General features: G+C 60.6%; 18 protein-coding genes and 1 pseudogene. 9 read left to right on the top strand and 10 right to left on the bottom strand.

Annotated elements, in window-relative coordinates:
- Positions 1 to 382 precede the first annotated feature (382 nt).
- From JOE32_RS16955 to JOE32_RS16935, 5 genes are all read left to right on the top strand, one after another.
- Positions 383 to 2,416: an ABC transporter permease subunit gene (locus JOE32_RS16955; protein ID WP_209990580.1), complete on the top strand. Its 2,034-nt coding sequence runs from the start codon at positions 383 to 385 to the stop codon at positions 2,414 to 2,416.
- Between the two features lie 15 nt (positions 2,417 to 2,431).
- Entirely contained in the window at positions 2,432 to 4,102 is a 1,671-nt protein-coding gene (pstA, locus tag JOE32_RS16950; protein ID WP_209986513.1) for a phosphate ABC transporter permease PstA, read from the top strand.
- A 93-nt stretch (positions 4,103 to 4,195) separates the two neighbouring features.
- Positions 4,196 to 5,029 (top strand): phosphate ABC transporter ATP-binding protein PstB, encoded by an 834-nt coding sequence (gene pstB, locus JOE32_RS16945; protein ID WP_003231719.1) that lies wholly within the window; start codon positions 4,196 to 4,198, stop codon positions 5,027 to 5,029.
- A 115-nt stretch (positions 5,030 to 5,144) separates the two neighbouring features.
- Positions 5,145 to 5,906 (top strand): phosphate signaling complex protein PhoU, encoded by a 762-nt coding sequence (gene phoU / locus JOE32_RS16940; RefSeq protein ID WP_057006316.1) that lies wholly within the window; start codon positions 5,145 to 5,147, stop codon positions 5,904 to 5,906.
- Positions 5,907 to 6,076: 170 nt separating this feature from the next.
- Positions 6,077 to 6,973, top strand: a complete 897-nt coding sequence (locus JOE32_RS16935; protein WP_209986509.1) for a response regulator — start codon at positions 6,077 to 6,079, stop codon at positions 6,971 to 6,973.
- Positions 6,974 to 7,305: 332 nt separating this feature from the next.
- Here JOE32_RS16935 and JOE32_RS16930 read toward each other — a convergent pair whose 3' ends face one another.
- The 3 genes from JOE32_RS16930 to phoB form a co-directional block, all read right to left on the bottom strand.
- Positions 7,306 to 8,646 carry a hemolysin family protein gene (locus JOE32_RS16930; protein ID WP_057006318.1) on the bottom strand — a complete coding sequence of 447 codons (1,341 nt, stop codon included), beginning with the start codon at positions 8,644 to 8,646 and terminating at the stop codon, positions 7,306 to 7,308.
- A 268-nt stretch (positions 8,647 to 8,914) separates the two neighbouring features.
- Entirely contained in the window at positions 8,915 to 10,201 is a 1,287-nt protein-coding gene (gene phoR / locus JOE32_RS16925) for a phosphate regulon sensor histidine kinase PhoR (protein WP_245229323.1), read from the bottom strand.
- A gap of 91 nt (positions 10,202 to 10,292) precedes the next feature.
- Positions 10,293 to 10,982 (bottom strand): phosphate regulon transcriptional regulator PhoB, encoded by a 690-nt coding sequence (gene phoB / locus JOE32_RS16920; protein WP_003231714.1) that lies wholly within the window; start codon positions 10,980 to 10,982, stop codon positions 10,293 to 10,295.
- A 155-nt stretch (positions 10,983 to 11,137) separates the two neighbouring features.
- Here phoB and JOE32_RS16915 point away from each other — a divergent pair, with 155 nt between their 5' ends.
- A complete protein-coding gene (locus JOE32_RS16915; protein ID WP_209986504.1) occupies positions 11,138 to 11,515 on the top strand; it encodes a hypothetical protein in 378 nt (125 codons plus the stop codon).
- 120 nt (positions 11,516 to 11,635) lie between these two features.
- Here JOE32_RS16915 and ubiA read toward each other — a convergent pair whose 3' ends face one another.
- The gene (ubiA, locus tag JOE32_RS16910) at positions 11,636 to 12,526 is read right to left on the bottom strand and encodes a 4-hydroxybenzoate octaprenyltransferase (protein ID WP_209986500.1); all 891 of its coding nucleotides are present in this window, start codon (positions 12,524 to 12,526) and stop codon (positions 11,636 to 11,638) included.
- The gene (locus JOE32_RS16905) at positions 12,526 to 13,089 is read right to left on the bottom strand and encodes a chorismate lyase (protein ID WP_209986497.1); all 564 of its coding nucleotides are present in this window, start codon (positions 13,087 to 13,089) and stop codon (positions 12,526 to 12,528) included. The genes ubiA and JOE32_RS16905 overlap by 1 nt, the downstream gene beginning before the upstream one ends.
- A gap of 194 nt (positions 13,090 to 13,283) precedes the next feature.
- On the opposite strand from JOE32_RS16905, the gene JOE32_RS16900 reads away from it, so the two are divergent.
- The 3 genes from JOE32_RS16900 to JOE32_RS16890 all read left to right on the top strand — a co-directional run bounded on the left by JOE32_RS16900 (position 13,284) and on the right by JOE32_RS16890 (position 15,103).
- Positions 13,284 to 13,451: a rubredoxin gene (locus JOE32_RS16900; RefSeq protein WP_003213373.1), complete on the top strand. Its 168-nt coding sequence runs from the start codon at positions 13,284 to 13,286 to the stop codon at positions 13,449 to 13,451.
- A 36-nt stretch (positions 13,452 to 13,487) separates the two neighbouring features.
- Positions 13,488 to 14,636, top strand: a complete 1,149-nt coding sequence (locus JOE32_RS16895) for an FAD-dependent oxidoreductase (RefSeq protein ID WP_209986494.1) — start codon at positions 13,488 to 13,490, stop codon at positions 14,634 to 14,636.
- 191 nt (positions 14,637 to 14,827) lie between these two features.
- Positions 14,828 to 15,103 (top strand): HU family DNA-binding protein, encoded by a 276-nt coding sequence (locus tag JOE32_RS16890; protein WP_003213368.1) that lies wholly within the window; start codon positions 14,828 to 14,830, stop codon positions 15,101 to 15,103.
- A gap of 145 nt (positions 15,104 to 15,248) precedes the next feature.
- Here JOE32_RS16890 and JOE32_RS16885 read toward each other — a convergent pair whose 3' ends face one another.
- The 5 genes and pseudogenes from JOE32_RS16885 to tssI all read right to left on the bottom strand — a co-directional run bounded on the left by JOE32_RS16885 (position 15,249) and on the right by tssI (position 23,344).
- On the bottom strand, positions 15,249 to 16,790 hold the full coding sequence (locus JOE32_RS16885; RefSeq protein WP_209990578.1) for a DUF2875 family protein: 1,542 nt from the start codon (positions 16,788 to 16,790) through the stop codon (positions 15,249 to 15,251).
- A 41-nt stretch (positions 16,791 to 16,831) separates the two neighbouring features.
- The gene (locus JOE32_RS16880) at positions 16,832 to 17,101 is read right to left on the bottom strand and encodes a PAAR domain-containing protein (protein WP_209986491.1); all 270 of its coding nucleotides are present in this window, start codon (positions 17,099 to 17,101) and stop codon (positions 16,832 to 16,834) included.
- Entirely contained in the window at positions 17,098 to 18,786 is a 1,689-nt protein-coding gene (locus tag JOE32_RS16875) for a DUF2875 family protein (RefSeq protein ID WP_209986488.1), read from the bottom strand. Before JOE32_RS16875 ends, JOE32_RS16880 begins: the two co-directional genes overlap by 4 nt.
- Positions 18,783 to 20,798 carry a DUF3274 domain-containing protein gene (locus JOE32_RS16870; protein WP_209986485.1) on the bottom strand — a complete coding sequence of 672 codons (2,016 nt, stop codon included), beginning with the start codon at positions 20,796 to 20,798 and terminating at the stop codon, positions 18,783 to 18,785. The genes JOE32_RS16875 and JOE32_RS16870 overlap by 4 nt, the downstream gene beginning before the upstream one ends.
- Positions 20,795 to 23,344, bottom strand: a pseudogene (gene tssI, locus JOE32_RS16865) (type VI secretion system tip protein TssI/VgrG). Before tssI ends, JOE32_RS16870 begins: the two are co-directional and overlap by 4 nt.
- Between the last annotated feature and the right edge of the window lie 284 nt (positions 23,345 to 23,628).

Raw genomic sequence — 23,628 nt, 5'->3', positions numbered from 1 at the left:
CAAGCCCGGCTCCCACACAAGCGGCCTGCACCAAAAATTCTTTTATCCGCTGCCAGCCTCGCTGCGCGGCGGATTTCCTGCGTCACCGCATTGTCATCTTTCTGTCATACAGGACCGCTAGGGTGTGCGCATGAATGATCTGGCCAATTCCACCATGACGACGACTTCCCCCCCCAAGCGCATTGATTTCAATACGCCTGAGCTGCAACGCAAGCGCCGCATTCGCGCGCTCAAGGACCGCCTGACCCGCTGGTACGTGTTGGTCGGCGGTCTCGCCGTCCTCGGCGCCATCACGCTGATTTTCTTCTTTCTTGCCTATGTAGTGGCACCGCTGTTCCAGGGCGCCTCGCTGACCAGAGAAGACGCACTCACCCCGGCCTGGATCCAGGACGCGGGCAAGCCGCTGATGATTTCCCTTGAGGAACAGAACCAGGTGGCCATGCGGGTTTCCGACAAAGGCCAGGCGCTGTTCTTTGACATCACCACCGGCGCAGAACTCAAGCGTGTCGACCTGCCGCTGCCTGCCGGTGCCAGCGTGGCATCCATCGGTGAAGACCAGCCCGGCAGCCCGCTGGTGGTGCTCGGCCTGTCCAACGGTCAGTCTCTGGTGTTCCGCCACACCTATAAGGTGTCCTACCCGGACGGCAAGAAAACCATCAGCCCTGCCATCGAATACCCGTACGGCGAAACGCCGATCGTATTGGATGACGCCGGTCGCCCGCTGGAGCACGTGGCCCTCAACGCCACCGACTCCACGCTGGTGCTGGCCGGTTCCGCCGGCTCGTTCCTGAACGTGCTGTCCCTGAGCCGCGAAGAAAACATGATGACCGGCGAAGTCACCAGCGAGCAGAAGCGCATCGAGCTGCCGCAGATGACCGAGCCGGTGAAGGCGATCTTCATCGACCCGCGCCAGCAATGGCTGTACGTGATCAACGGCCGCGCCCTGGCCGATGTGTTCAGCCTGCGCGACAAAAACCTCAACGGTCGCTACAAATTGCTCGAAGACGGCAACGCTGAAATCACCGCCAGCACTCAGCTGGTAGGCGGTATCTCGCTGATCGTCGGTAACTCCAAGGGTGGCCTGGCCCAGTGGTTCATGGCCCGCGACCCGGATGGCGAGCAGCGCCTGAAGCAGATCCGCACGTTCCAGATGGGCACCTCGCCCATTGTGGAAATCAGCGCCGAAGAGCGTCGCAAGGGCTTCACCGCACTGGATGCGTCCGGCCAGTTCGGCGTATTCCACAGCACCGCGCACCGCACCCTGCTGGTCGATCCGGTGGTCGACGGCCAGGGCGTGTACGGCCTGTCGCCTCGGGCCAACTGGGTGATCGTCGAGGCCGGTGGCAAGCTGCAACCGTTGCTACTCGACAACCCGCACCCCGAGGTTTCATGGAGCGCGCTGTGGAGCAAGGTCTGGTACGAGAACTACGACGAGCCCAAATACGTCTGGCAATCGACCGCCGCCAATACCGATTTCGAACCCAAGATGAGCCTCGCACCGCTGACCTTCGGCACCCTGAAGGCAGCGTTCTACGCCATGCTGCTGGCCGCGCCGCTGGCGGTGGCCGCAGCGATCTACACCGCCTACTTCATGGCGCCGAGCCTGCGCCGCAAGGTCAAGCCGGTGATCGAGTTGATGGAAGCCATGCCGACGGTGATCCTTGGCTTCTTCGCCGGTCTGTTTCTCGCGCCGTATGTGGAGGGGCATCTGCCGGGGATTTTCAGCCTGCTGATGCTGCTGCCGATTGGCATCCTGGTGGCCGGTTTCGTGTTCAGCCGCCTGCCTGAGTCGATCCGCCTGCGGGTTCCCGATGGCTGGGAAAGCGCGATCCTGATCCCGGTGATTCTGTTTGTGGGCTGGCTGTCGCTGTACATGAGCCCGTACCTGGAAACCTGGTTTTTCGGCGGCGACATGCGCATGTGGATCTCCCACGACCTGGGCATTACCTACGACCAGCGCAACGCACTGGTGGTGGGCCTGGCGATGGGTTTTGCGGTGATCCCGAACATCTACTCCATCGCCGAAGACGCCGTGTTCAGCGTGCCGCGCGGCCTGACCCTGGGCTCGCTGGCGCTGGGCGCCACGCCGTGGCAGACCATGACACGCGTGGTGATCCTGACCGCCAGCCCGGGGATTTTCTCGGCGCTGATGATCGGCATGGGCCGCGCCGTGGGCGAGACCATGATCGTGCTGATGGCCACCGGCAACACCCCGGTGATGGAGATGAACCTGTTCGAAGGCCTGCGCACGCTGGCGGCCAACGTCGCGGTAGAAATGCCGGAGTCGGAAGTCGGCGGCAGTCACTACCGCGTGCTGTTCCTCTCGGCGCTGGTGCTGCTGCTGTTCACCTTCGTCATGAACACCCTCGCCGAGCTGATCCGTCAGCGTCTGCGCAAGAAATACTCGTCGCTTTAAGAAAGGTAGAAGTCTGTGAAACAGAACTCCCTGAACGGATGGTTCAAGAGCGGCGCCCCCGGCGTCTGGATCAGCGGTGGCGCGGTGTCCATCGCGGTCATCATGACCCTGGGTTTGCTGGCCGTGATTGCGGTGCGTGGCCTGGGCCACTTCTGGCCGGCCGACCTGATCCAGGCCAGCTACAACGTGCCGGGCCAGGAAAACCATATTGTCATCGGCGAAGTGGTGCAGAAGGAAGAAGTACCGCGCGAACGCCTGAAAAGCGCGGGCCTGCCGGTGCCCGATGCGGGCCCGGAGTTCATGACCCGCGAGCTGATCAAGGTTGGCAACCGCGACCTCAACGGCAATGACTTCACCTGGATTGTCGGCGAATGGTTGAAGGACCAGACCACGCCGAAGAACCTCATGACCATCGAGCGTCGTGAGTGGGGAAATTTCTACGGCACCCTGGTCAACGTCAAACAGGACGGCAAGGTGATCGCCGAAGGCGAGGCTGCGTGGCCGGAGCTGCAAGCCCGCGTCGACCGTGTGAACGCACTGGCCGCTCAGCTCAAGACGCTGGAGAAGTCCGACATTGGCGCGATCAACGCCGGTCTTGAACGCATCCGCCTGCACGGGCGCAAACTGGAACTGGAAGGCAAGCTCGACGCCGCCGCCCAGGCCGACATGGAGACTGACCGCGCTGAGCTGAACGCGCGTTATCAGGATATCGAGGCGCGTCTGGCCGACCTGCATGCCCAGTTCAACCGCGATGCGCTGACGGCGCGCGACGGCAATGGCAAGGAAATTGAAATCGGCATCGGTAAGGTGGTGCACGCCTACCAGCCGAACGCGATGGGCACGCTGACCAAGATCGGCTTCTACTTCAGCAAGGTCTGGGAATTTCTGAGCGATGACCCACGGGAAGCCAACACTGAAGGCGGGATCTTCCCGGCGATTTTCGGCACCGTGATGATGACGCTGATCATGGCGATGATCGTGACGCCGTTCGGCGTACTGGCGGCGGTGTACCTGCGCGAATATGCCAAGCAGAACACCCTGACGCGGGTTATCCGCATCGCCGTGAACAACCTGGCGGGCGTCCCGGCCATCGTCTATGGCGTGTTCGGCCTGGGCTTCTTCGTGTATGTGCTGGGTGGCTCGGTGGACCGCCTGTTCTTCGCCGAAGCCCTGCCGGCACCCACCTTCGGCACGCCGGGCCTGCTGTGGGCCTCGCTGACCCTGGCGCTGCTGGCAGTGCCGGTGGTGATCGTGGCCACCGAAGAAGGCCTGGCGCGCATACCGCGCACCGTGCGTGAAGGCTCCCTGGCGCTGGGTGCAACCAAGGCGGAAACGCTGTGGAAGATCGTGCTGCCAATGGCCAGCCCGGCCATGATGACCGGCATGATCCTCGCCGTGGCCCGCGCCGCTGGCGAAGTGGCGCCGCTGATGCTGGTGGGCGTAGTGAAACTGGCGCCGTCGCTGCCGGTGGACGGCAACTACCCTTACCTGCACCTGGACCAGAAGATCATGCACCTGGGCTTTCATATCTACGACGTTGGCTTCCAGAGCCCCAACGTCGAAGCGGCTCGCCCGCTGGTGTACGCCACTGCGCTGTTGCTGGTGCTGGTGATCGCCACGCTCAACCTGTCGGCGGTGTGGATCCGTAACCACCTGCGCGAGAAGTACAAAGCGTTGGACAGCTAAAGCCATTAGCCACAAGCGGCAAGCTACAAGCCGCTTTTGCTCAAATCTTGCAGCTTGCAGCTAGACGCTGGCAGCTACGAACGGAGTGAGACCATGCAACATGAAACCCAATCCCACGGCATCAACATGTCCGCCCTGGGTCGCGACAAGCAGAGCCTGAGCCTGGCCCAGGAAACCGTGGCCATCGAAGTGCCTGGCCTGAGCCTGTACTACGGTGAAAAGCAGGCGCTGTTCGACGTCAGCATGAACATTCCCAAGCAGCGCGTGACCGCCTTCATCGGCCCGTCCGGCTGCGGCAAGTCCACGCTGCTGCGCACCTTCAACCGCATGAACGACCTGGTGGACGGCTGCCGTGTGGAAGGCGCGATCAACCTCTACGGCACCAACATCTATCGCAAGGGCGAAGACGTGGCCGAGCTGCGTCGTCGCGTCGGCATGGTGTTCCAGAAGCCCAACCCGTTTCCCAAGACCATCTACGAAAACGTGGTGTACGGCCTGCGCATTCAGGGCATCAACAAGAAGCGCGTCCTCGACGAAGCGGTGGAGTGGGCGCTCAAGGGCGCGGCACTGTGGGACGAGGTCAAGGACCGCCTGCACGAATCGGCACTCGGCTTGTCCGGCGGCCAGCAGCAGCGTCTGGTGATCGCACGTACCATCGCCGTGGAGCCGGAAGTGCTGCTGCTCGACGAACCCTGCTCGGCCCTCGACCCGATCTCCACGCTGAAAGTCGAAGAGCTGATCTACGAACTCAAATCCAAATTCACCATCGTCATCGTGACCCACAACATGCAGCAGGCGGCACGGGTTTCCGACTACACCGCGTTCATGTACATGGGCAAGCTGGTGGAATTCGGCGACACCGACACCCTGTTCACCAATCCGGCGAAGAAGCAGACCGAGGACTATATTACGGGGCGGTATGGCTAGTTGGAGCAGCTGCGAGCCGCAAGCTTCAAGCGGCAAGTAAGAGCAGTTCAATGCAACGACACCTATCAACTTGCAGCTTGTAGCTTGTGGCTTACAGCGTTTGCGGAGCAAACCCATGATTAGCAAAGAAGGCCTTACCCATCACATCTCCGCGCAGTTCAACGCCGAGCTTGAGGAAGTGCGCAGTCACCTCCTGGCGATGGGCGGGCTGGTAGAGAAGCAAGTCAACGATGCGGTCACCGCGCTGATCGAGGCCGACTCGGGCCTGGCCCAGCAAGTGCGCGAGATCGACGACCAGATCAACCAGATGGAACGCAATATCGACGAGGAATGCCTGCGCATTCTCGCCCGTCGCCAGCCGGCGGCCTCCGACCTGCGTCTGATCATCAGTATTTCCAAGTCGGTGATCGACCTTGAGCGCATCGGCGACGAAGCCACCAAGATCGCGCGCCGGGCCATCCAGCTGTGCGAAGAAGGCGAAGCGCCGCGCGGCTACGTGGAAGTGCGCCACATTGGCGATCAGGTGCGCAACATGGTGCGCGATGCCCTCGACGCATTTGCCCGCTTCGATGCCGATCTGGCGCTGTCGGTGGCGCAGTACGACAAGATCATCGACCGCGAATACAAGACCGCATTGCGCGAGCTGGCCACCTACATGATGGAAGACCCACGCTCTATCTCGCGGGTCCTGAACATTATCTGGGTGCTGCGTTCGCTGGAACGCATCGGCGATCACGCGCGCAATATCTCTGAATTGGTGATTTATCTGGTGCGCGGCACCGACGTACGGCACATGGGCCTCAAGCGCATGAAAGCCGAAGTTGAGGGCACTGCCGATCAAATGCCTAATGTTCCGGGCGAACCTGACGATAAGTAAGGTTGCCCGTGAAATTAACGCCCGGCCATTGGCCGGGCGTTTTCGTTTGGGGCCAGTTGAATGTTATTGCGCCAAAGGCGAAATAAAGTCCGAACGTAATTGCAGAGTTTTGGCAAAATGCCATCAGTCAGGCGTGCTGCCAGCCAAGGTTTTTAAAGGATGAAGGGTCGATGAGTAAAGTCAGTGTATTGGTGGTGGATGACGCCTCGTTTATTCGCGACCTGGTGAAGAAGTGCCTGCGCAATTACTTCCCGGGGATCAAGCTTGAAGACGCGGTAAACGGCAAAAAGGCGCAATCCATCCTGATGCGCGAAGCCTACGACCTGGTGTTGTGCGACTGGGAAATGCCGGAGATGTCCGGCCTGGAGTTGCTGACCTGGTGCCGCGAACAGGAACACCTGAAGGCCATGCCCTTCGTGATGGTGACCAGCCGTGGCGACAAGGAAAACGTGGTGCAGGCGATCCAGGCCGGTGTTTCCGGCTACGTCAGCAAGCCGTTTACCAACGAACAGTTGCTGAGCAAGGTGCGTCAGGCGCTGCACAAAGTGGGCCGCCTCGACGCGCTGATCGCCAGCGCACCGACCAGGATGAGCTCGGCCTTCGGCAACGATTCCCTGAGTGCTCTCACCGGCGGCAAGCCCGAAGCCGTCCGGGCGGCTCCGGTGGCGGCGCCGAGCAAAGGCCTGCTCAACATCCCACCGCCGTCCGCCCCGGCTGCTTCGCCTGCCAGCGGTCGTGGCCAGGGCCAGTTGCGTCTGTCCAGCGGCACCCAGCAGTGCGTGATCAAGGCCCTGAGCATTAAGGAGGCGCTGCTGGTGGTGCGTCGCGGCGAAGTACTGCCCCAGGTGCTGGAAAGCGCCGTGCTCGACCTTGAGCAGGGCGACAACGCCGAAGTCGCGCGCCTCAACGGCTACCTGCACGCCATCGCCGCCTTCGAGCCCAGGCCCGACAGCGACTGGCTGCAACTGACCTTCCGGTTCATCGACCAGGACGCGCAGAAGCTCGACTACATCTCCCGCCTGATCGCGCGCGGCACGGCGCAGAAGCATTTTGTGCCGGGTGCCTGATCTTCCCATGTGGGAGGGGCTTGCTCTCTCTCATCATCAAGCGCCGCGCATGAGTATTTCCAGCCGACCACCTCTCTGTGGCAAGCCCTAATGCCGTTCAGTTAAGGAAAATGTGTGGGCTTATTGTGGCGAGCGGGCTTGCCCCGCGTTGGGGTGCGAAGCGCCCCCCATCGAGCAAAACGCGGTGTACCTGATACGGCTCAGCGCCTGATTTTGGGGCTGCTGCGCAGCCCAACGCAGGACAAGCCTGCTCGCCACAGGGAATCTGCGCTTAACTGAACGGCATTAGGGCAAGCCCGCTCGCCACAACAAGCGGGCTCGCCACACAAGATTCAATCCAGCATCACAACCTTGGCCAGCACGATCTTCGGCCCTTTCATCTTCTTGATGATGATCCGCAGGCCTTCCACCTCCAGCACTTCTTCTTCTTCCGGCACCCGTTTCAAGGTGTCGTAGATCAGGCCGGCCAGGGTTTCGGCTTCGATGTGGTCCAGGTCCACGCCCAGCAGACGTTCGACCTTGAACAGCGGGGTGTCGCCGCGCACCAGCAGTTTGCCCGGCTGGTAGGCCAGGATGCCGCGCTCGGCCTTGCGGTGTTCATCCTGGATATCGCCCACCAGCACTTCCAGCACATCCTCCATGGTGAGGTAGCCGATAATGTTGCCGTCGGCTTCTTCCACCAGGGCAAAGTGCGCGCCGCCCTTGCGGAACTGCTCCAGCAACTGCGACAACGGCATGTGTCGCGACACGCGCTCCAGCGGACGCGTCAGCTCGGCCAGGTTGAATGACTCGGGGATGTGATCGAGCGCCGCCAGCTCCAGCAGCAGGTCCTTGATGTGCAGCAGGCCGACGAATTCATTGCGCTCGGCGTCATACACCGGGTAGCGGCTGAATTTGTGGCGGCGAAACAGCGCGAGGATTTCCTTGAGCGGGGCATTGAAGTCCAGGGTTACCAGGTCTTCCCGGGAGTTGGCCCAGTCGACCACCTCCAGCTCGCCCATCTCCACGGCCGAGGCCAGTACGCGCATGCCTTGGTCGCTTGGGTCCTGGCCACGGCTGGAGTGCAGGATCAGCTTGAGTTCTTCACGGCTGTAATGGTGCTCATGGTGCGGGCCAGGCTCGCCCTGGCCTGCGATACGCAGGATAGCGTTGGCGCTGGCGTTGAGCAGGTAAATCGCCGGGTACATCGCCCAGTAGAACAGGTAGAGCGGCACTGCCGTCCACAGCGACAGCAGTTCGGGCTTGCGAATCGCCCAGGATTTGGGCGCCAGCTCGCCGACCACGATGTGCAGGTAGGAAATCACAAAGAAGGCGGCAAAGAACGACACACCCTTGATCACTTCCGGCGATTCGACGCCTGCGGCACCCAGCAAGGGCTCGAGGATATGCGCAAACGCCGGCTCACCGACCCAGCCCAGGCCGAGGGAGGCGAGGGTGATACCCAGCTGACAGGCCGACAGGTAGGCGTCGAGCTGGCTGTGCACGGTGCGCAGGATCTGCCCGCGCCAGCCGTTGGTGTGGGCGATGGCCTCCACCCGGGTGGAGCGCAGCTTGACCATGGCAAATTCCGCGGCAACGAAGAAACCGTTGAGCAGTACCAGGACCAGAGCAAAAAGAATCATGCCGAAATCGGCGAAGAGTGTGGCGAAGGTGATACCAGGGGAAGGGTCCATGATGGGGTTTTGCGGGTTCCGTGTGTTCAATTAGGGATGGCAGGCAGGCCCCGAAAGGCAGGCGCAAGGCGGCCAATGTAGCGGCTGGCGGGGCGCTTGCCTAGTACCCGCTGGCGCGCGGGCTCTGGAATACCGCTTCCAGGTCAACACAATTCCAATGTGGGAGGGGGCTTGCTCCCGATAGCGGTGGGTCAGAGCCACACAGGCTGGCTGATCCACCGCTATCGGGAGCAAGCTCCCTCCCACAGGGATCTACAGTGTTCTTGGGTTACAGGTCTTCGTCGACCAGGGGCGAACGCGTCACCTGCGTTGGCGGAAAATGGCAGGTGAACGTACTGCCATGCCCCAGCACGCTGCTGATTTCCAGGCGTGCGCGATGGCGCAGCAGCACATGCTTGACGATGGCCAGGCCCAGGCCGGTGCCGCCGGTATTGGAGTTGCGGCTGGAGTCGACGCGGTAGAAGCGCTCGGTCAGGCGCGGCAGGTGCTTGGCGTCGATGCCGATGCCGGAGTCCTGCACGCTCAGGTGCGCGCCGTGTTCGTCGGCCCACCAGCGGACGCGGATGTTGCCCTTGTCCTGGGTGTACTTCACGGCGTTGAACACCAGGTTTGAAAATGCACTGCGCAACTCGCCTTCGCTGCCCTTGAGCAGGATCGACGGGTCGGCTTCCAGGCTGATCTGCTGCCCGCGCTCGCCGGAGAGGGCCTGGGCGTCGTTCTTGATGGTGTGCAACAGGCTTTTCACTGCCACCGGATGGTTATCCGAGGGGTAGTCGGTGGCTTCCAGCTTGGCCAGCAACAGCAAATCGTTGAGCAGGGTCTGCATGCGCGAACCCTGCTGCTGCATCTGTTGCAAGGCGCGGGTCCAGCGCGGGTTGATCCCGTCAACGTTGTCCAGCAGCGTCTCCAGGTAGCCGCAGATCACCGTCAACGGCGTGCGCAGTTCGTGGGAAACGTTGGCGACGAAGTCCTTGCGCATCTGTTCCATCTGGTGGATGCGCGTGACATCGCGCACCAGCATCAGGTGTTCATTGTTGCCATAGCGCGTCAGGTACAGCTGGATGCGCACCCGGTCGTTGGTGGGCGAGGGGATTTCCAGGGCTTCTTCGTAGTTGTCCTGCTCGAAGTATTCCTTGAAGCGCGGGTGGCGCACCAGGTTGGTGACCGGCTGACCGCTGTCCTGGGGCGTCTTGAGGCCCAGCAGGGTCTCGGCGGCGCGGTTCCACCATTCCAGGTTGCCGTCGCTGTCGAGCATGATCACCGCATCCTTGAGCGCGGCGGTGGACTCCTGCACTCGGTCGATCACCGCCTGCAGGCGCCCGCGCACCCGTTGATCGCGGCGTTGCAGGTGGTAGATGCTGTCGAACACCTCACCCCACAGGCCGTAGCCGTCGGGGGGCGCTTCGTCGGGTTTGTGCTGGCGCAGCCATTCGTGCAGACGCAGCAATTGCTTGAGGGTCCAGCCCAGATACAGGGCGATACCCACCGCCAGGCTCCAGCCGTAATAACCGCTGATCAGGCCCACCAGCAGGCAGGCGGTGATCAGCAGCAGCATGTGGCGGATCAGGGTGCCATGCCAGTTTTGATTCACTTGAACATGCGTCCTTGTCAGCGGTTAAGTCAGGCGCTTAAGTCAGAGGCGGGGCTCAGCCCTTGGTGGAAAACCGATAGCCGGTACCGCGCACGGTTTGTACCAGATTCTCGTAGGCATCGCCCAAGGCTTTGCGCAGGCGGCGGATATGCACGTCCACGGTACGCTCTTCCACGTACACATTGCCGCCCCACACCTGGTCCAGCAACTGGCCACGGGTGTAGGCGCGTTCCTGGTGCGTCATGAAGAACTGCAGCAGGCGGTATTCGGTGGGGCCCATCTCCGCCGGTGTGCCGTCGATGGTCACACGGTGGCTGATCGGGTCCAGGATAAGGCCGCCGACTTCGATTGGCGCTTCACCATCGGTCGGCCCGGCGCGACGCAGTACGGCCTTCAGGCGCGCGACCAGCTCGCGTGGGGAAAACGGCTTGGTGATGTAGTCATCCGCGCCCACTTCCAGGCCCTGGATCTTGTTGTCCTCTTCGCCCTTGGCGGTGAGCATGATGATCGGGATGTCACCGGTCAGCTCGTCACGCTTGAGGCGGCGGGCCAGTTCGATGCCGGAGGTACCGGGCAGCATCCAGTCCAGCAGGATCAGGTCCGGCTTGCGGTCGACGATAATGGCATGGGCCTGCTGGGAGTTTTCCGCCTCCAGGCAGTCGTAGCCGGCCATTTCCAACGCAACGGCGATCATCTCGCGGATGGGCGCTTCGTCGTCGACGATCAGAATGCTCCTGCCAACCATGCTCGAAAATCCTCTTGTCATTTAACTGTCTTGCGCCGCATTAGATAACGGAATTATTGCAGTCGTGTGACAGTAATTTCTTCGCCTGGGCAATTCACGGCACTCTGGACTACCCTTTGGGTCCGAATCCTGACAACCACAAGAGGAAGGTTCCGATGACGTACCGCACTGTTTCCTGGAAAGCCCTGCTGGTATCGGCTGCACTGGCGCTGCCTGGCCTGGCATCCGCAGCAGAGCCCGCAATGACCAAAGACGGTCTGCTGGTGGACCACAAGGGCCTGACCCTCTACACCTTCGACAAGGATGCCGATGGCAAATCCGCGTGCAAGGACCAGTGCGCAATCAACTGGCCGCCGCTGAAGGCGGAATCCACCGACACCAAGGCCGGCGACTGGACCGTCATCACCCGTGACGATCAGACCAGCCAGTGGGCCTACAAAGGCAAGCCGGTGTACACGTTCAAGGGTGACACCAAGGCCGGGGAAAAGACCGGTGATGGCAAGGGTGGCGTCTGGCACGTCATCAAACCTTGAGACTGCGCCGCTGGTGAGCGCATCGGGAGCAAGCCCCCTCCCACATTTTGATCTGTGAATGCATTCAAATGTGGAAGGAGGCTTGCTCGCGATGGCCTCCGAACCGTCGCCGCAAACACCTCAGCGAACCGCGTAATCCAGCACAATCCCCACAAAAATCGCCAACCCCGCCCAGTGGTTGTGCAAAAACGCCTTGAAGCATTTCATGCGGTCCCTGTCCCGCGTGTACCAGAACTCCCACACAAAACAGCCCGCCGCCGCCAGCAGCCCCAACTGGAACCAGCCGCCCAGTTCGAACCGCGCGCCGGCCAGCAACAGGCACACCAGCGACAGGCCCTGCAGGGTGAGAATGATCACCCGATCGGCATCGCCAAACAGAATCGCCGTGGATTTCACCCCGATCCTCACATCGTCGTCGCGGTCGGTCATTGCGTAATAGGTGTCATACCCCACCGTCCACAGCAGGTTGGCGATATACAGCAGCCAGGCGGTGGCCGGCAGGTGGCCGGTTTCGGCGGTAAACGCCATCGGCATGCCCCAGGAAAACGCCGCGCCCAGCACCACCTGCGGGTAATAGGTGTAGCGCTTCATGAACGGATAGCTTGCCGCCAGCGCCAGGCCGCCGAGGGACAGCAGGATGGTGCTGGCATTGGTCAGCAGCACCAGCAGGAAACTGATGCCCATCAGCAGCGCAAAAAACACCAGTGCCTCTTTCGAGCTGATCCTGCCGCTGACCAGCGGGCGTTGTTCGGTACGTTTCACGTGGCCGTCGACCTTGCGGTCGGCCCAGTCGTTGATCACGCAGCCGCCCGCACGGGTGAGCACCACGCCGAGCACGAAAATCACGATATTGAGCAGCGACGGCGCGCCCTTGCCGGCGATCCACAGCGCCCACAGTGTCGGCCACAGCAGCAGGTAGATGCCGATGGGCTTGTCCATGCGCGTCAACTGAATGAAATCCCAGGCCCTGGGGTTCAGGCGATTCAGGGACTTGAGCACACGTTGATACATCAGCAACTCTCCGGATGGTCATGCAGCGCCTGCCAGAAGCCCGGCAGGAAGGTTTCCGCCACCAGCACGCTCAATGCCCCGCGATCAAAGCGCGAGCGGCGTGCCCACAGCCTGTCGGCCTGGTCCGGCGTGGGCAGCCACTGGCGTGGGTAATGGCAGACCTCAATGGCCTGGCGGGTAAACGCGTGGTCACAGAACAACAACTCACCCAGCGAGCGGCTGCCCAGCGCGTCCATGTGCAAGCCGTCACCCTGCAACGCACTGCGCGACGCCACGCTGCGGGCAAATACCCACGGCTGGCCGTGCCCGCGCAGGTACACCTCCCGCACCCAGCCGAGCGTGGCTGGCGGCAGGCCCAGCGCCGCGCATTCGTCGTCCCGCAGCGCTTGCCAGCCTTCGACCAGCGGTGTCACGCTGAACGTGTCGTTGGACAACCCTGTCAGCCGCCGCGTGAGCGAGCCTTCGTCGAACAGCCAATCGAGGATCAGGGGCGCGGGTGTCGGGCGCAGAAGGCTCTGGGGCAGCCATTGGCAAGCATCGGAAAGCGCGGTCGAGTGCGGCACGGCGAGTCAGTATGGGCAGTAAAAGAGGCGCCGAGCTTATCATGGCGTCCCGACCTTTTGCCGGGCTGAACCGGCCGTTTGCGCCGAACGTGCTTGCATCCGGCGGCCCCTGTCAGTACAAAACGCCCTGAGCCGTGCGGCAATGCAGAATATGGACCGCCGGCCAAAATGCCTGGACCCTGAGGAAGCAAGTAATGAAGAAGTGGCAATGTGTAGTCTGCGGCCTGATCTACGACGAAAAGGACGGCTGGCCGGATGACGGAATCGCGCCGGGCACCCTGTGGCAGGACGTCCCGGAAGACTGGCTGTGCCCGGACTGCGGCGTGGGCAAGATGGATTTCGAGATGATCGAAATCGGCTGATTCGAAGTTTGAGAAATGTATTACAAGGAGAAAGGAATGAACGCACCTGTCGTGATCATCGGCACAGGACTGGCCGGTTACAACGTGGCTCGGGAGTTTCGCAAGCTCGACAGCGAAACCCCGTTGCTGCTGATCACCGCCGATGACGGGCGCTCCTACTCCAAGCCCATGCTCTCCACCGGCTTTGGCAAGAACAAGGAAGCCGATGGCCTGAGCATGGCTGAACCGGGCGCCATGGCCGAGCAACTCAAGGCCGAAGTGCGCACCCACACCCGCATCAGCGGCATTGACCCCGGCCACAAACGCCTGTGGATCGGCGAGGAAGCGGTGACCTACCGCGACCTGATCCTGGCCTGGGGCGCCGAAACCGTACGCGTGCCGGTTGAAGGCGATGCGGCTGAGCTGATTTTTCCGATCAACGACCTCGAAGACTACGCCCGCTTTCGCGCCGCCGCTGCGGGCAAACGTCGCGTGCTGGTGCTCGGCGCCGGCCTGATTGGCTGTGAATTCGCCAACGACCTGATCCTCGGCGGCTATGAAATCGACTTGGTGGCGCCGTGCGAACAAGTCATGCCGACCCTGCTGCACCCGGCGGCGGCCGCTGCGGTACAGGCCGGCCTGGAAGGCCTGGGCGCGCGTTTCCACCTGGGCCCGGTGCTCAACCGCCTGCAACGCACGGCGGATGGTCTTGAGGCCCACTTGTCGGACGGCAAGGTGATCCCGTGCGACCTGGTGGTCTCGGCCATCGGCCTGCGCCCGCGCGTCGACCTCGCCGCCGCCGCCGGCCTGCAGATCAACCGTGGAATCATGGTGGACCGCCACCTCAAGACCTCCCATGCCAATATCTATGCCCTGGGCGACTGCGCCGAGGTCGATGGCCTGAACCTGCTGTACGTGATGCCCCTCATGACCTGCGCCCGCGCCCTGGCCCAGACCCTGGCCGGCAATGCCACGGCGGTCAGTTATGGGCCAATGCCGGTTACGGTGAAAACCCCGGTTTGCCCACTGGTGGTGTCGCCACCGCCACGGGGTACCGAAGGCGTGTGGAGTGTCGAAGGCGAGGGCGCCAACATCAAGGCCCTGTGCCGCGACGCCAGCGGCCGCCTGCTGGGTTACGCGCTGACCGGCAGCGCCGTGATGGAAAAACTGGCGCTCAACAAGGAACTCCCGCCTTTGCTGGCGTAAATGCCTGTCGTTCTGTCGGAATAAGCACGTTTTTGCCTAGAGAAAGGTCGCCGCGAGGCTGGCGCGGCGTCTGTGGGCATGCCATCCTCACTCCCGTCTGCCGCAGAGTAGAGCCTGCGGCGCTTTGGGCGCCGTTCCGCCAGAGAGTGGCACGGACATAACAACAAAAAACCGTCAAAGAGGCTTCATCTATGCGTAAACCAGAACTCGCAGCCGCCATCGCTGAAAAAGCGGACCTGACCAAAGAACAGGCCAACCGCGTGCTCAACGCCGTCCTCGAAGAAATCACCGGCGCCCTGCACCGTAAGGACAGCGTCACCCTCGTTGGTTTCGGCACCTTCCTGCAACGCCACCGCGGCGCCCGCACCGGCAAAAACCCGCAGACCGGCGAGCCGGTGAAAATCAAGGCGAGCAACACCGTTGCGTTCAAGCCGGGCAAGTCGTTGAAGGACAGCGTTAATCCGTAAGGGGCGGCACTGCCTCGAAGGGAGGCGGGGCGTTACGAAAAAAATGGGCATGCCGACTGGGTCGGGTGCCCATTTTTTGTGGGTAGTTGGCACGACACCACGCTGCCGCTGCTGCTGGTGGGGTCGCCGAAGCAGATGGGATAGCTCATTTTTTGGGTGCCCCGCCTGTTGGCGAGCCGAACTTGAAGGGGTCGGCACCTCGGTACTGTTGGTTTTTCGCCTTCTGCGCATCACTGGGTGGGCTGATCATTTGCACGGTCAGGCTGCCATCGCTGCCGGCGTAGACCACGGCGCTGGCGCCGCCGTCGAGGTAGCTGGCGATGGTGGCCAGGTTGATTTGCACCAGGGCGCCACTCACGCCCGTATTGCCCAGGCGCCGGCCGATGTCATAACCCTCCTCAACGTTGCCCACTTCCAGGCCATGGCCGTCGGTATTGAGGCTGTGCAAGGCATTGGTCAGGGCGATTTCTGCTTCGAGGTTGTCGGTGGTGTCGTAGAACACGCGCACCGGCTTTTGTCCGTCAGGCAGGGTGTCCAGAGCTTTGAGCCAGCCAGCTTGCAGGGCTTTGACTTGCAGGGCAGGTTTGAGGCGTTTGCCGCTTTCGTCCTGCAGAGGGACTTTTATTGGGCGGTGCAGGTAGCCCAGCATTGGCGCGGTATCGAATTCCTTGAGCTGATGGTCGGCCCAACGGATGGGCAGCCAAGGGGAGGGTTCGAAATAACCGGGGCCGCGGTTGCTGATGGTTTTCCAGAAAGTGGGGAGTTGGGACTGCCAGTAGGCGGTGGACATGGTGCCAGGGGCCAAGGGGTCCTTGGCGCCTTTGGCGCGTTCCGCGTTCTCGTATACGTCGATGAACTTGGGCGATTGCTTCCAGTAAAAGTCCCAGAGCTTGCCCATGTCGGTATTTTTATTTTGATTGTCCTCAGGCTCGTGAGTGGCGAATGGGCGTATGTAACGGTCCACGCGATCCGAGCGAGTGACAAGAAGTCCGGTCATGCTTTCGTAGATGGTGGGTACGACTTGGGCGCTTTGCAGTCCGGGAGTTCCCGCTACACGTAAGCCGTTTCGAGTCACGTCGCCGTCTTCACTGACCATCAACGCTTGTGGGACTTTAGGGTTGTCATCAAAGAACTTGAACAGTCGCTCGACCATGCCCTGCGCGTGAGTTGTATTCTCGGCGTCTTGCCAAAGGAAAAGTGTGACGCCCAAGGTGGCCGCATTGCGACCGTTGAGGATGCTGTCCGCTGCGCCTGTGTCTGAGGGTTGTTTGGGCGGGGCTATAGAGAACGCTGGGATTGGCCAGTAGGCCACTGACTCGCCAGCCGAATGCTTGAATGCGTAGCGGATTTTAATATCTCTAGAGTTTTCCCGAGATTTTAATGAGGCTTTATAGTCTTTCGGGTCTTGCGAATAAATCGAAGCGAAGTTGTCGTTTTTCTTCTTGATGAACTGCCATATTTCAGACTGAGCGTCTTGGTGAATGCCAAGCCCTACACCCCTTATTTCCAGCGCATAGGTCCGCACCTGAGTGGCTCGCTGTTCGGCATCCCTGGCTACCATCTTGTCTTGATAAGCGGCGATCTCTGCTTTTTCACCGGCTATGGCATTGCCCCACCAGTGAATGCTGAAGATCAATAACAACGGGCCGACAATCGCGGCGATGCCCCAAGCCATTACGGGTTTCATATCGCGAAGAACCCTATTGGTTTCCAATATTCTGCTCGCATCTACACCACGCGCACATTCAGCGCATGGCTCGCCACGCCATGACAGCCGCAGGCCAGCCGATGCCCTTGCAGTACCACCGGTATTCCGTTCATGCGTCGATGGGGATGCCCCTCGATAAACGCAAACAGGCCCCCGTGTAACGGGCAGGAGGCTTTGTCACCTTTAACTGCCGGGGTTTTGCTTTTCAGGGTGTGAGTGCCGGCCAGTTGGCACGACACCACGCTGCCGCCGCTGCTGGTGGGGTCGCCGAAGCAGATGGGATGGCTCATGTTTTGGGTGCCCCGCCTGTTGGGGAACCGAACTTGAAGGGGTCGGCACCTCGGTACTGTTGGTTTTTCGCCTTCTGCGCATCACTGGGTGGGCTGATCATTTGCACGGTCAGGCTGCCATCGCTGCCGGCGTAGACCACGGCGCTGGCGCCGCCGTCGAGGTAGCTGGCGATGGTGGCCAGGTTGATTTGCACCAGGGCGCCACTCACGCCCGTATTGCCCAGGCGCCGGCCGATGTCATAACCCTCCTCAACGTTGCCCACTTCCAGGCCATGGCCGTCGGTATTGAGGCTGTGCAAGGCATTGGTCAGGGCGATTTCTGCTTCGAGGTTGTCGGTGGTGTCGTAGAACACGCGCACCGGTTTTTGTCCGTCAGGCAGGGTGTCCAGAGCTTTGAGCCAGCCAGCTTGCAGGGCTTTGACTTGCAGGGCAGGTTTGAGGCATTTGCCGTTTTCGTCCTGCAGGGGGACTTTGATGGGGCGGTGCAGATAGCCCAGCACTGGCGCGGTATCGAATTCCTTGAGCTGATGGTCGGCCCAACGGATGGGCAGCCAAGGGGAGGGCTCGAAATAACCGGGGCCGCGGTTGCTGATGGTTTTCCAGAAGGTGGGGAGTTGGGATTGCCAGTAGGCGGTGGACATGGTGTTGGGGTTTGAAACTTTTTTTACGCCTTTTGCTTGTTCTGTAGCCTTGTACCAGCTGTTAAAGCCTTTACTACGGTCCCAATAAAAAGCCCACAATTTGCCCATATCGGTATTTTTATTTTGATTGTCCTCAGGCTCCTGAGTGACAAAAGGGCGAATGTAACGGTCGACACGATCTGAACGAGTCACTAGCAGGCCAGTCATGCTCTCGTAGATCGTGGGTACGACCTGTGCACTTCGTAATCCGGGAGTGCCTGGCTCGCGATAGATATCGCGAGTCACATCGCCGTCTTCGCTAACGATGAGAGCTTGTGGCACCTTGGGGTTATCGTCAAAAAACTTAAACAGTCGCTCGATCATGCCTTGGGCATGACTGGTATTTTCATCTGCTTGCCAGAGAAATTGTGTAACGCCCAAGGTAGCGGCGTTACGCCCAGAGTTGATAAGGCTTGCAGATTTGTAGCCTTTTTCGTAAGGATCGGGCGGACCCAGAGCAAAGGTGGGGATTGGCCAGTAGGCTACCGATTCGCTTGCCGAGTGTTTGAAGGCCGCGCGGGTATTAATTCTCTGAATATTCTCTCTGACGATTCGAGACGCTCTGTAATCGTCCGAATTCTGTGAGTATATGGAAGCAAAGTTATCGTTTTTCTTTTTGATCAACTTCCAGATTGTGGATTGCTGCCAACCATCTACTGCAAGCCCTATTCCCCGTATTTCCAAGCCGTAGGTTCGAGTCCGAGCGGCCCGTTGTTCAGCGTCTCTGGCTTCCATCCTGTTTTGATAAGCAGCAATTTCCGCTTTCTCGCCAGCGATGGCGTTGGCCCACCAGTGAATGCTAAAGATCAATAACAACGGGCCTACAATGGCAGCGATGCCCCAGGCCATGACGGGTTTCATATCACGAAGTACCATGTTGAGTTCCTGTGCTTTGATTTGGAGAATCCAGATAAATCCGAGCCAAAGCACAAGCAGCACTCCGACACTCCAAAGATAGAGTTTTAATTTGGGCAGCGTTCGCATGGACTTTTGCTGGTCGCTCATTGGCCTGCTTCTTTTTTATCGGGGCTGGTTACAAGAGAGGGAGGTGTCAGCGATACCAACTCCGCAGGAGGGAATGTTCCTATTTCATAATACTGAGAGCACGCCTCAACCAATGTCTGAGACTCCTCACTCAATCGCGACCAGCCTGGTAGTTCGCTCGCAGCCCTAAACAGTTTTTCATCCATCCTCCAATCCGCAATCGCCACCAACACCTCCCGCATAACCGGGTCGTCAAGGCAGTGAGCCTGGCCCACCGCAATATCCATCGCTGTCACCCAGCGCTGATTTTCGGGGCTGCGTAAAATCGCAGAGTGATAACTGTTGGGCTCCAATTCAGGTTTATCCCTCAGTCGGGCACGAATCTCGTTTGCGGTCTCTTCCCTGAGGAGGATGTATAGCGACCCGTCCATGCGCGCGTTCGGGATTTTAACTTGACTCATGCGCGCGTGATCGCCGGTCTCCTTTCCCTCGTTCCATCGGCTGGCTTCCTGCTCCAGATCGAACGCTGTCGTACGTTCATCGATCTTTAGCCGATTGAATTGTGCATGGGGGTTGCCCAGCGCGGACTCGATAGCGACATCGTCCGGTTTGTCCAGGCCTGCCGTGTTGCGGGTTCCAGGTACGGCCTCACCACCGAACATTTGCGGTATGTGCAGGGGGTTTAGAGGTTCGCCATTGATCAGGCGCTCTTCGCGCTCCGCAGTGCCCGTTCGCGAGATAACCCCAACGAACTGGTCGTCCCCTGAGTAACGGGGTTCGCCCCCTGCGCGGAGAAAGTCTGGTTGAGGGGCTTTCCCTATCGTGAACGGTTCACCGTCGCGTTCACGTTTTGTCCACATTCGTTGATAAAAACGTAAAAACTGCAGGGCCATCATGGCGGGCCGACCGAAATCCGGCACAACGTCTGGTACGCCAAAAGTACCGATACCCTTCACCGTGTCGAGGGCGACCGTGGTGTCATCGGGGCAGAAGTACAGATAGACCTTGCCGCGATTGTCCCGCTCGGGAAAAACCGTGAGGTTGCCGACTTTGTTTTTGCGGGTGCCCTGGGTCGGTGACCATTTGGGGCCCGTGCGACCGCCATAGGTTTTAGTCTCTCGCAGGGCAGACAGTGGTGGCTGCGCGTGAGGCGTTCCGGTAATGGCAGTGACGATGCCGATCAGCGTGGCGAGGGTGTCATGGCCTTTGGGGGTGGCGCCGGGCATCAGGCTGTACGGCGAGTCCACCATGATGACGGTGTCGGCGCATCGCTGGGCTTTATCGATCAACAAGGCTTGGGCCAGCAGGGTGATCAAGGTGCCTTGACTGTGACCCATGATGGTGATGGTTTCATCGGGCGAGACGCGTCGAATTTCGCTGATCAGCATGGCCAACCGGGTTGCTGCGAGTACGTAATAACGCCGATGAGGCCCCCGGCCCATGTACTGAGTTTTTTTCAGGGTGAGTTGGGCACCATGGCGCATCCAATTGTTGAACCCTTCCCTGTACATTTCCAGCAAGTTATTGGTGGCGTTGGCGAAGAAACCGCCACCCTTGGCGAAGTGTCGGTCCAGACGGTTTTCGAACACGTCCTGGTATTGATCGCGCAGCTTGGTGGGGTCGTTGTTTTTATCCCGCTTTATCTCGCCTGGCTCGGCGCGGTATCCCCAGTAGAACGGGATCATCAGGCTGCGGGTTTTGGGTGCTTCGGTGTCACGCTGGTAAAGATAGGTATCTGGGTCATTCAGCGTGTCAACCTGCCAGTCCTGCAGGTCTTCTTTCGGCATTTTTTTTGCTTCGGCATAAGCGGCCCCATACCTTCCCGCCTTCAAATCCGGCCGATCCAACCGCTCATTCACCCCCTGACACAACCCTGTCTCCACTGACTCATAAGACGCCCCCGGGTCATTCACCCCATGCAGAAAAATCACCACCCCTGGCAGGTCGGCGGGTACTTCCATTTTGCGGTCGGTGCTGAAGTGGGGTATCAGCCGGGTCACGCTTTCTGCCACGGTGTATTGATCACCACTCATTGGCTGCCTCCTTTCGGGTCGCGTTTCGCGGCGATTCGCGCCTGGTGCATGGCCTCGCGTTCGACGCGCTTAGTCAGGCCGCTGGCGTCGGTGAGGCCTTGCACGGTGCTGCCGTCTTCCAGCTTTATCTGGTAGGCGTAGTCGACTGCCATTCGGGCGTTGTCGTCGGCGTGACCAGGGTAGTGGAAGACCAGGCGCTGGGCCGCTGGGTCACGGTTGAATGCCGGGACCTGCGCGCTGTCGGTTTTGGGGCCGACCCAGTCATGGTCGCTGGCATGCACCCTCACTTTGCCCTGGCTGCCTATTTCGACGCCGCCGCCGATCTTGATGTAACTGCCGTCATCGGCCACCAGGCGAATGGTTGGCGCAGTGATCACCACCTCGCCCTCGGCTGCCGAAAGGTGCAGGTTTTTCTTCGCGCTGAGGGTGATGTCGTCTTCCTGCGCCTGGACCAGCACCTTGCCGCGATTGGCGATGGCGCTGATGCCGTCGTCCTGGGCGAAGGCACTGATGCCCTTGCCGGCTTGCAGGCGCATGGCGGCGCCGCTGGTCAGTTGCAGATGGTCCTGGGCGGTGGTGTCGTGGTTCGCCCCGGCGTAATGCAGTTGCGAACGCGGCGTTGCGCTGGTGATGCCAGCCTGCGCCGCCGTCGCCAGCAGTGGGTCGCCAGCGCTGTTGCTGCCTGGAGCCGGCCACTGGTTAAGGGACTGGCGCAGAGCGTCGATGCCCTGGTTGTTTACCGTTGCGCCGCCACGTGCGGCGGCAGTTTGCCCGAGGTTTTTAAACAGCTCGCCACACTCGTCCAGCAGCTTGAGCAGTTCTTCACGGTCCAGCTGTGAACCGCTGGCGTCCTGCCGCGCGTAGGTGGTCAGCAACATGCCCTGGGCGGCGCGCAGGGCAATCGCGGCATCGGTGCGCAGTTCCGCGCCGTTGCCGCGGGGCTGGGCCTGGCCGTCGGTGCGCGGCTCAGTGAGCTTGCCCAGGTTGAGGGCCGTCGCGTTATGGGTCGTGGCGACACGCGCACGCAAGGCCCCCGGCGTGTCGTCGAACAACAGTTCATTGAACCCACGGCCCTTGTGCTCCTGGGTCTGAATCCCCGAGAGTGCGCGATTGCCCGGCAAACCCGAGGCCTTGCTGAAACGCGGCGGCGTTTGGTCGGCGTTGTAGAGCACCGACGTCACCACGGGGCGATCGATATCGCCCGCCAGGAAAGTCACCAACACTTCCTGCCCGATTCGCGGCAAAAACTGATGACCAAACCCACTGCCGGCGCTGGGCATCGCCACCCGTACCCAGGTGGTGCCCTGAGGTTGGGCATCGCCGCGCTGCCAGTGAAACCTGACCTGGATGCGCGCCATCTCATCGGTAAATACCTCTTCGCCCTCGGGCCCGATGACGATCGCGCTGAGTGGCCCGCCGATGGTGGGACGGGGCACTGTGAGTGGGTGGCGGTAGGGGATTTTGCGGCGAATGCAGACGAACTCGTTGGTGTAACCCGCGGGCTCATCCGACAGGTAGTTGTTGCGGCCCTGATGCTCGACCGACATCAGCAGGAACTGGCGATCCTCTGCGGAGCCGGCGTCGTGGTCAAAGTGCTGGGTCAGTTCAAACGTAAAGCCTGGGCGCATGGCTCGGCAGTTGCTGTTGCCGATGAAGGTTTTGCCCTGCACTTCCATGGCTTCGAGGCGTTGACGAACCAGCCCCTCGCCTTGCTCCGGCAGGCCATGGCTGTAGGCGCCGAAAAAATCGTAGACCTCGTAAGGCGGTGTATCACCCTGTTGGTTCAGGCTGGCCATGTGAATGGGCAGCGGGTTTCTCGGCTGTTTGTAGTCAAAGGTTTGAGTGGTCATCTTGCCCGATTGCAGCACCCGGTGACCGTGCCACTGAGTGATTGAATCGTCGGTCTCGGTGACGGAGGCGCTGTGGTAGCGGATCTGCGGTTGCTCTGCCAGCGCCTCCAACGATTGCGATTGATCGGTGATGATCAGGCGGTGACCGTCTTGGGTGTGATCGAAGTAGAAGAACAACCCGTCCTGCTCCAGCAAGCGCATTACAAAACTCAGATCGGTTTCGCGGTATTGGGTGATGTAACTGTGGGACTTGAGTGGCGCCTGCAGGCGAAATTCGAACGCGGCCAACCCGCCGTAGTGGTCGAACACCGTGCGAATGACCGTTTCTATGGTCTGCTCCTGAAAGATCCGCGAGTCGAACCGACGCGTCAGCATCCACAGCCAGGGGCTCAATGTCGCACGTTAGCGGGCCAGGCCACCGTCACTGCCCAGCAGGCTGAAATGGGTGATGTGGCCATGGATATAGCGCACGCCGCCGTCGGCCAGTTCGATTTCGAGGTGGGCGGGTTGGCCGATCAGGGATTTGAGTTCGCGCCGGGCGTCCTGACAGATCAGCGACAGCTCAAAGCTGAACAGCGTGGAGAGTGCTTCACTCCCGCTGAAGTGCTCCAGCAGCAGTGTCTGCTCATCATTGACGGCGGTGATGAGCTTGATCAGGCGTCGGTTTTGAGGTGCGAAAACGTGGGTCAAATTCATCAGTGTTGTAACTCCCTGTAAAACGGCAAATGCTCATTTTTCGACCTCCATGTCTAAGTGGCGGAAACTCTAACCGCCGATGCGCTGTGCAAACAAATGGAAATGCTGATGAGTGGTGGTAGACAATGAGAAGAATTGTATCGCTTTGTAGCTAGTGGTTGTTTTTTCGCGCATTTTCGAAACTGGGCAATAAGTTGCTATCACCGTTAAAAATCGACCGATCTCCTGCCAAAGCGCAAGTTTTGTAGCGTTCTCCCGCCAATTCGTTAAACTGCTGCGGCCAC

The organism is Pseudomonas sp. PvP025 (assembly GCF_017832155.1).
Classification (GTDB): domain Bacteria; phylum Pseudomonadota; class Gammaproteobacteria; order Pseudomonadales; family Pseudomonadaceae; genus Aquipseudomonas.
Note: the sequence above shows the minus strand (reverse complement) of the source record. Positions and strands in the feature narration are given on the sequence as shown.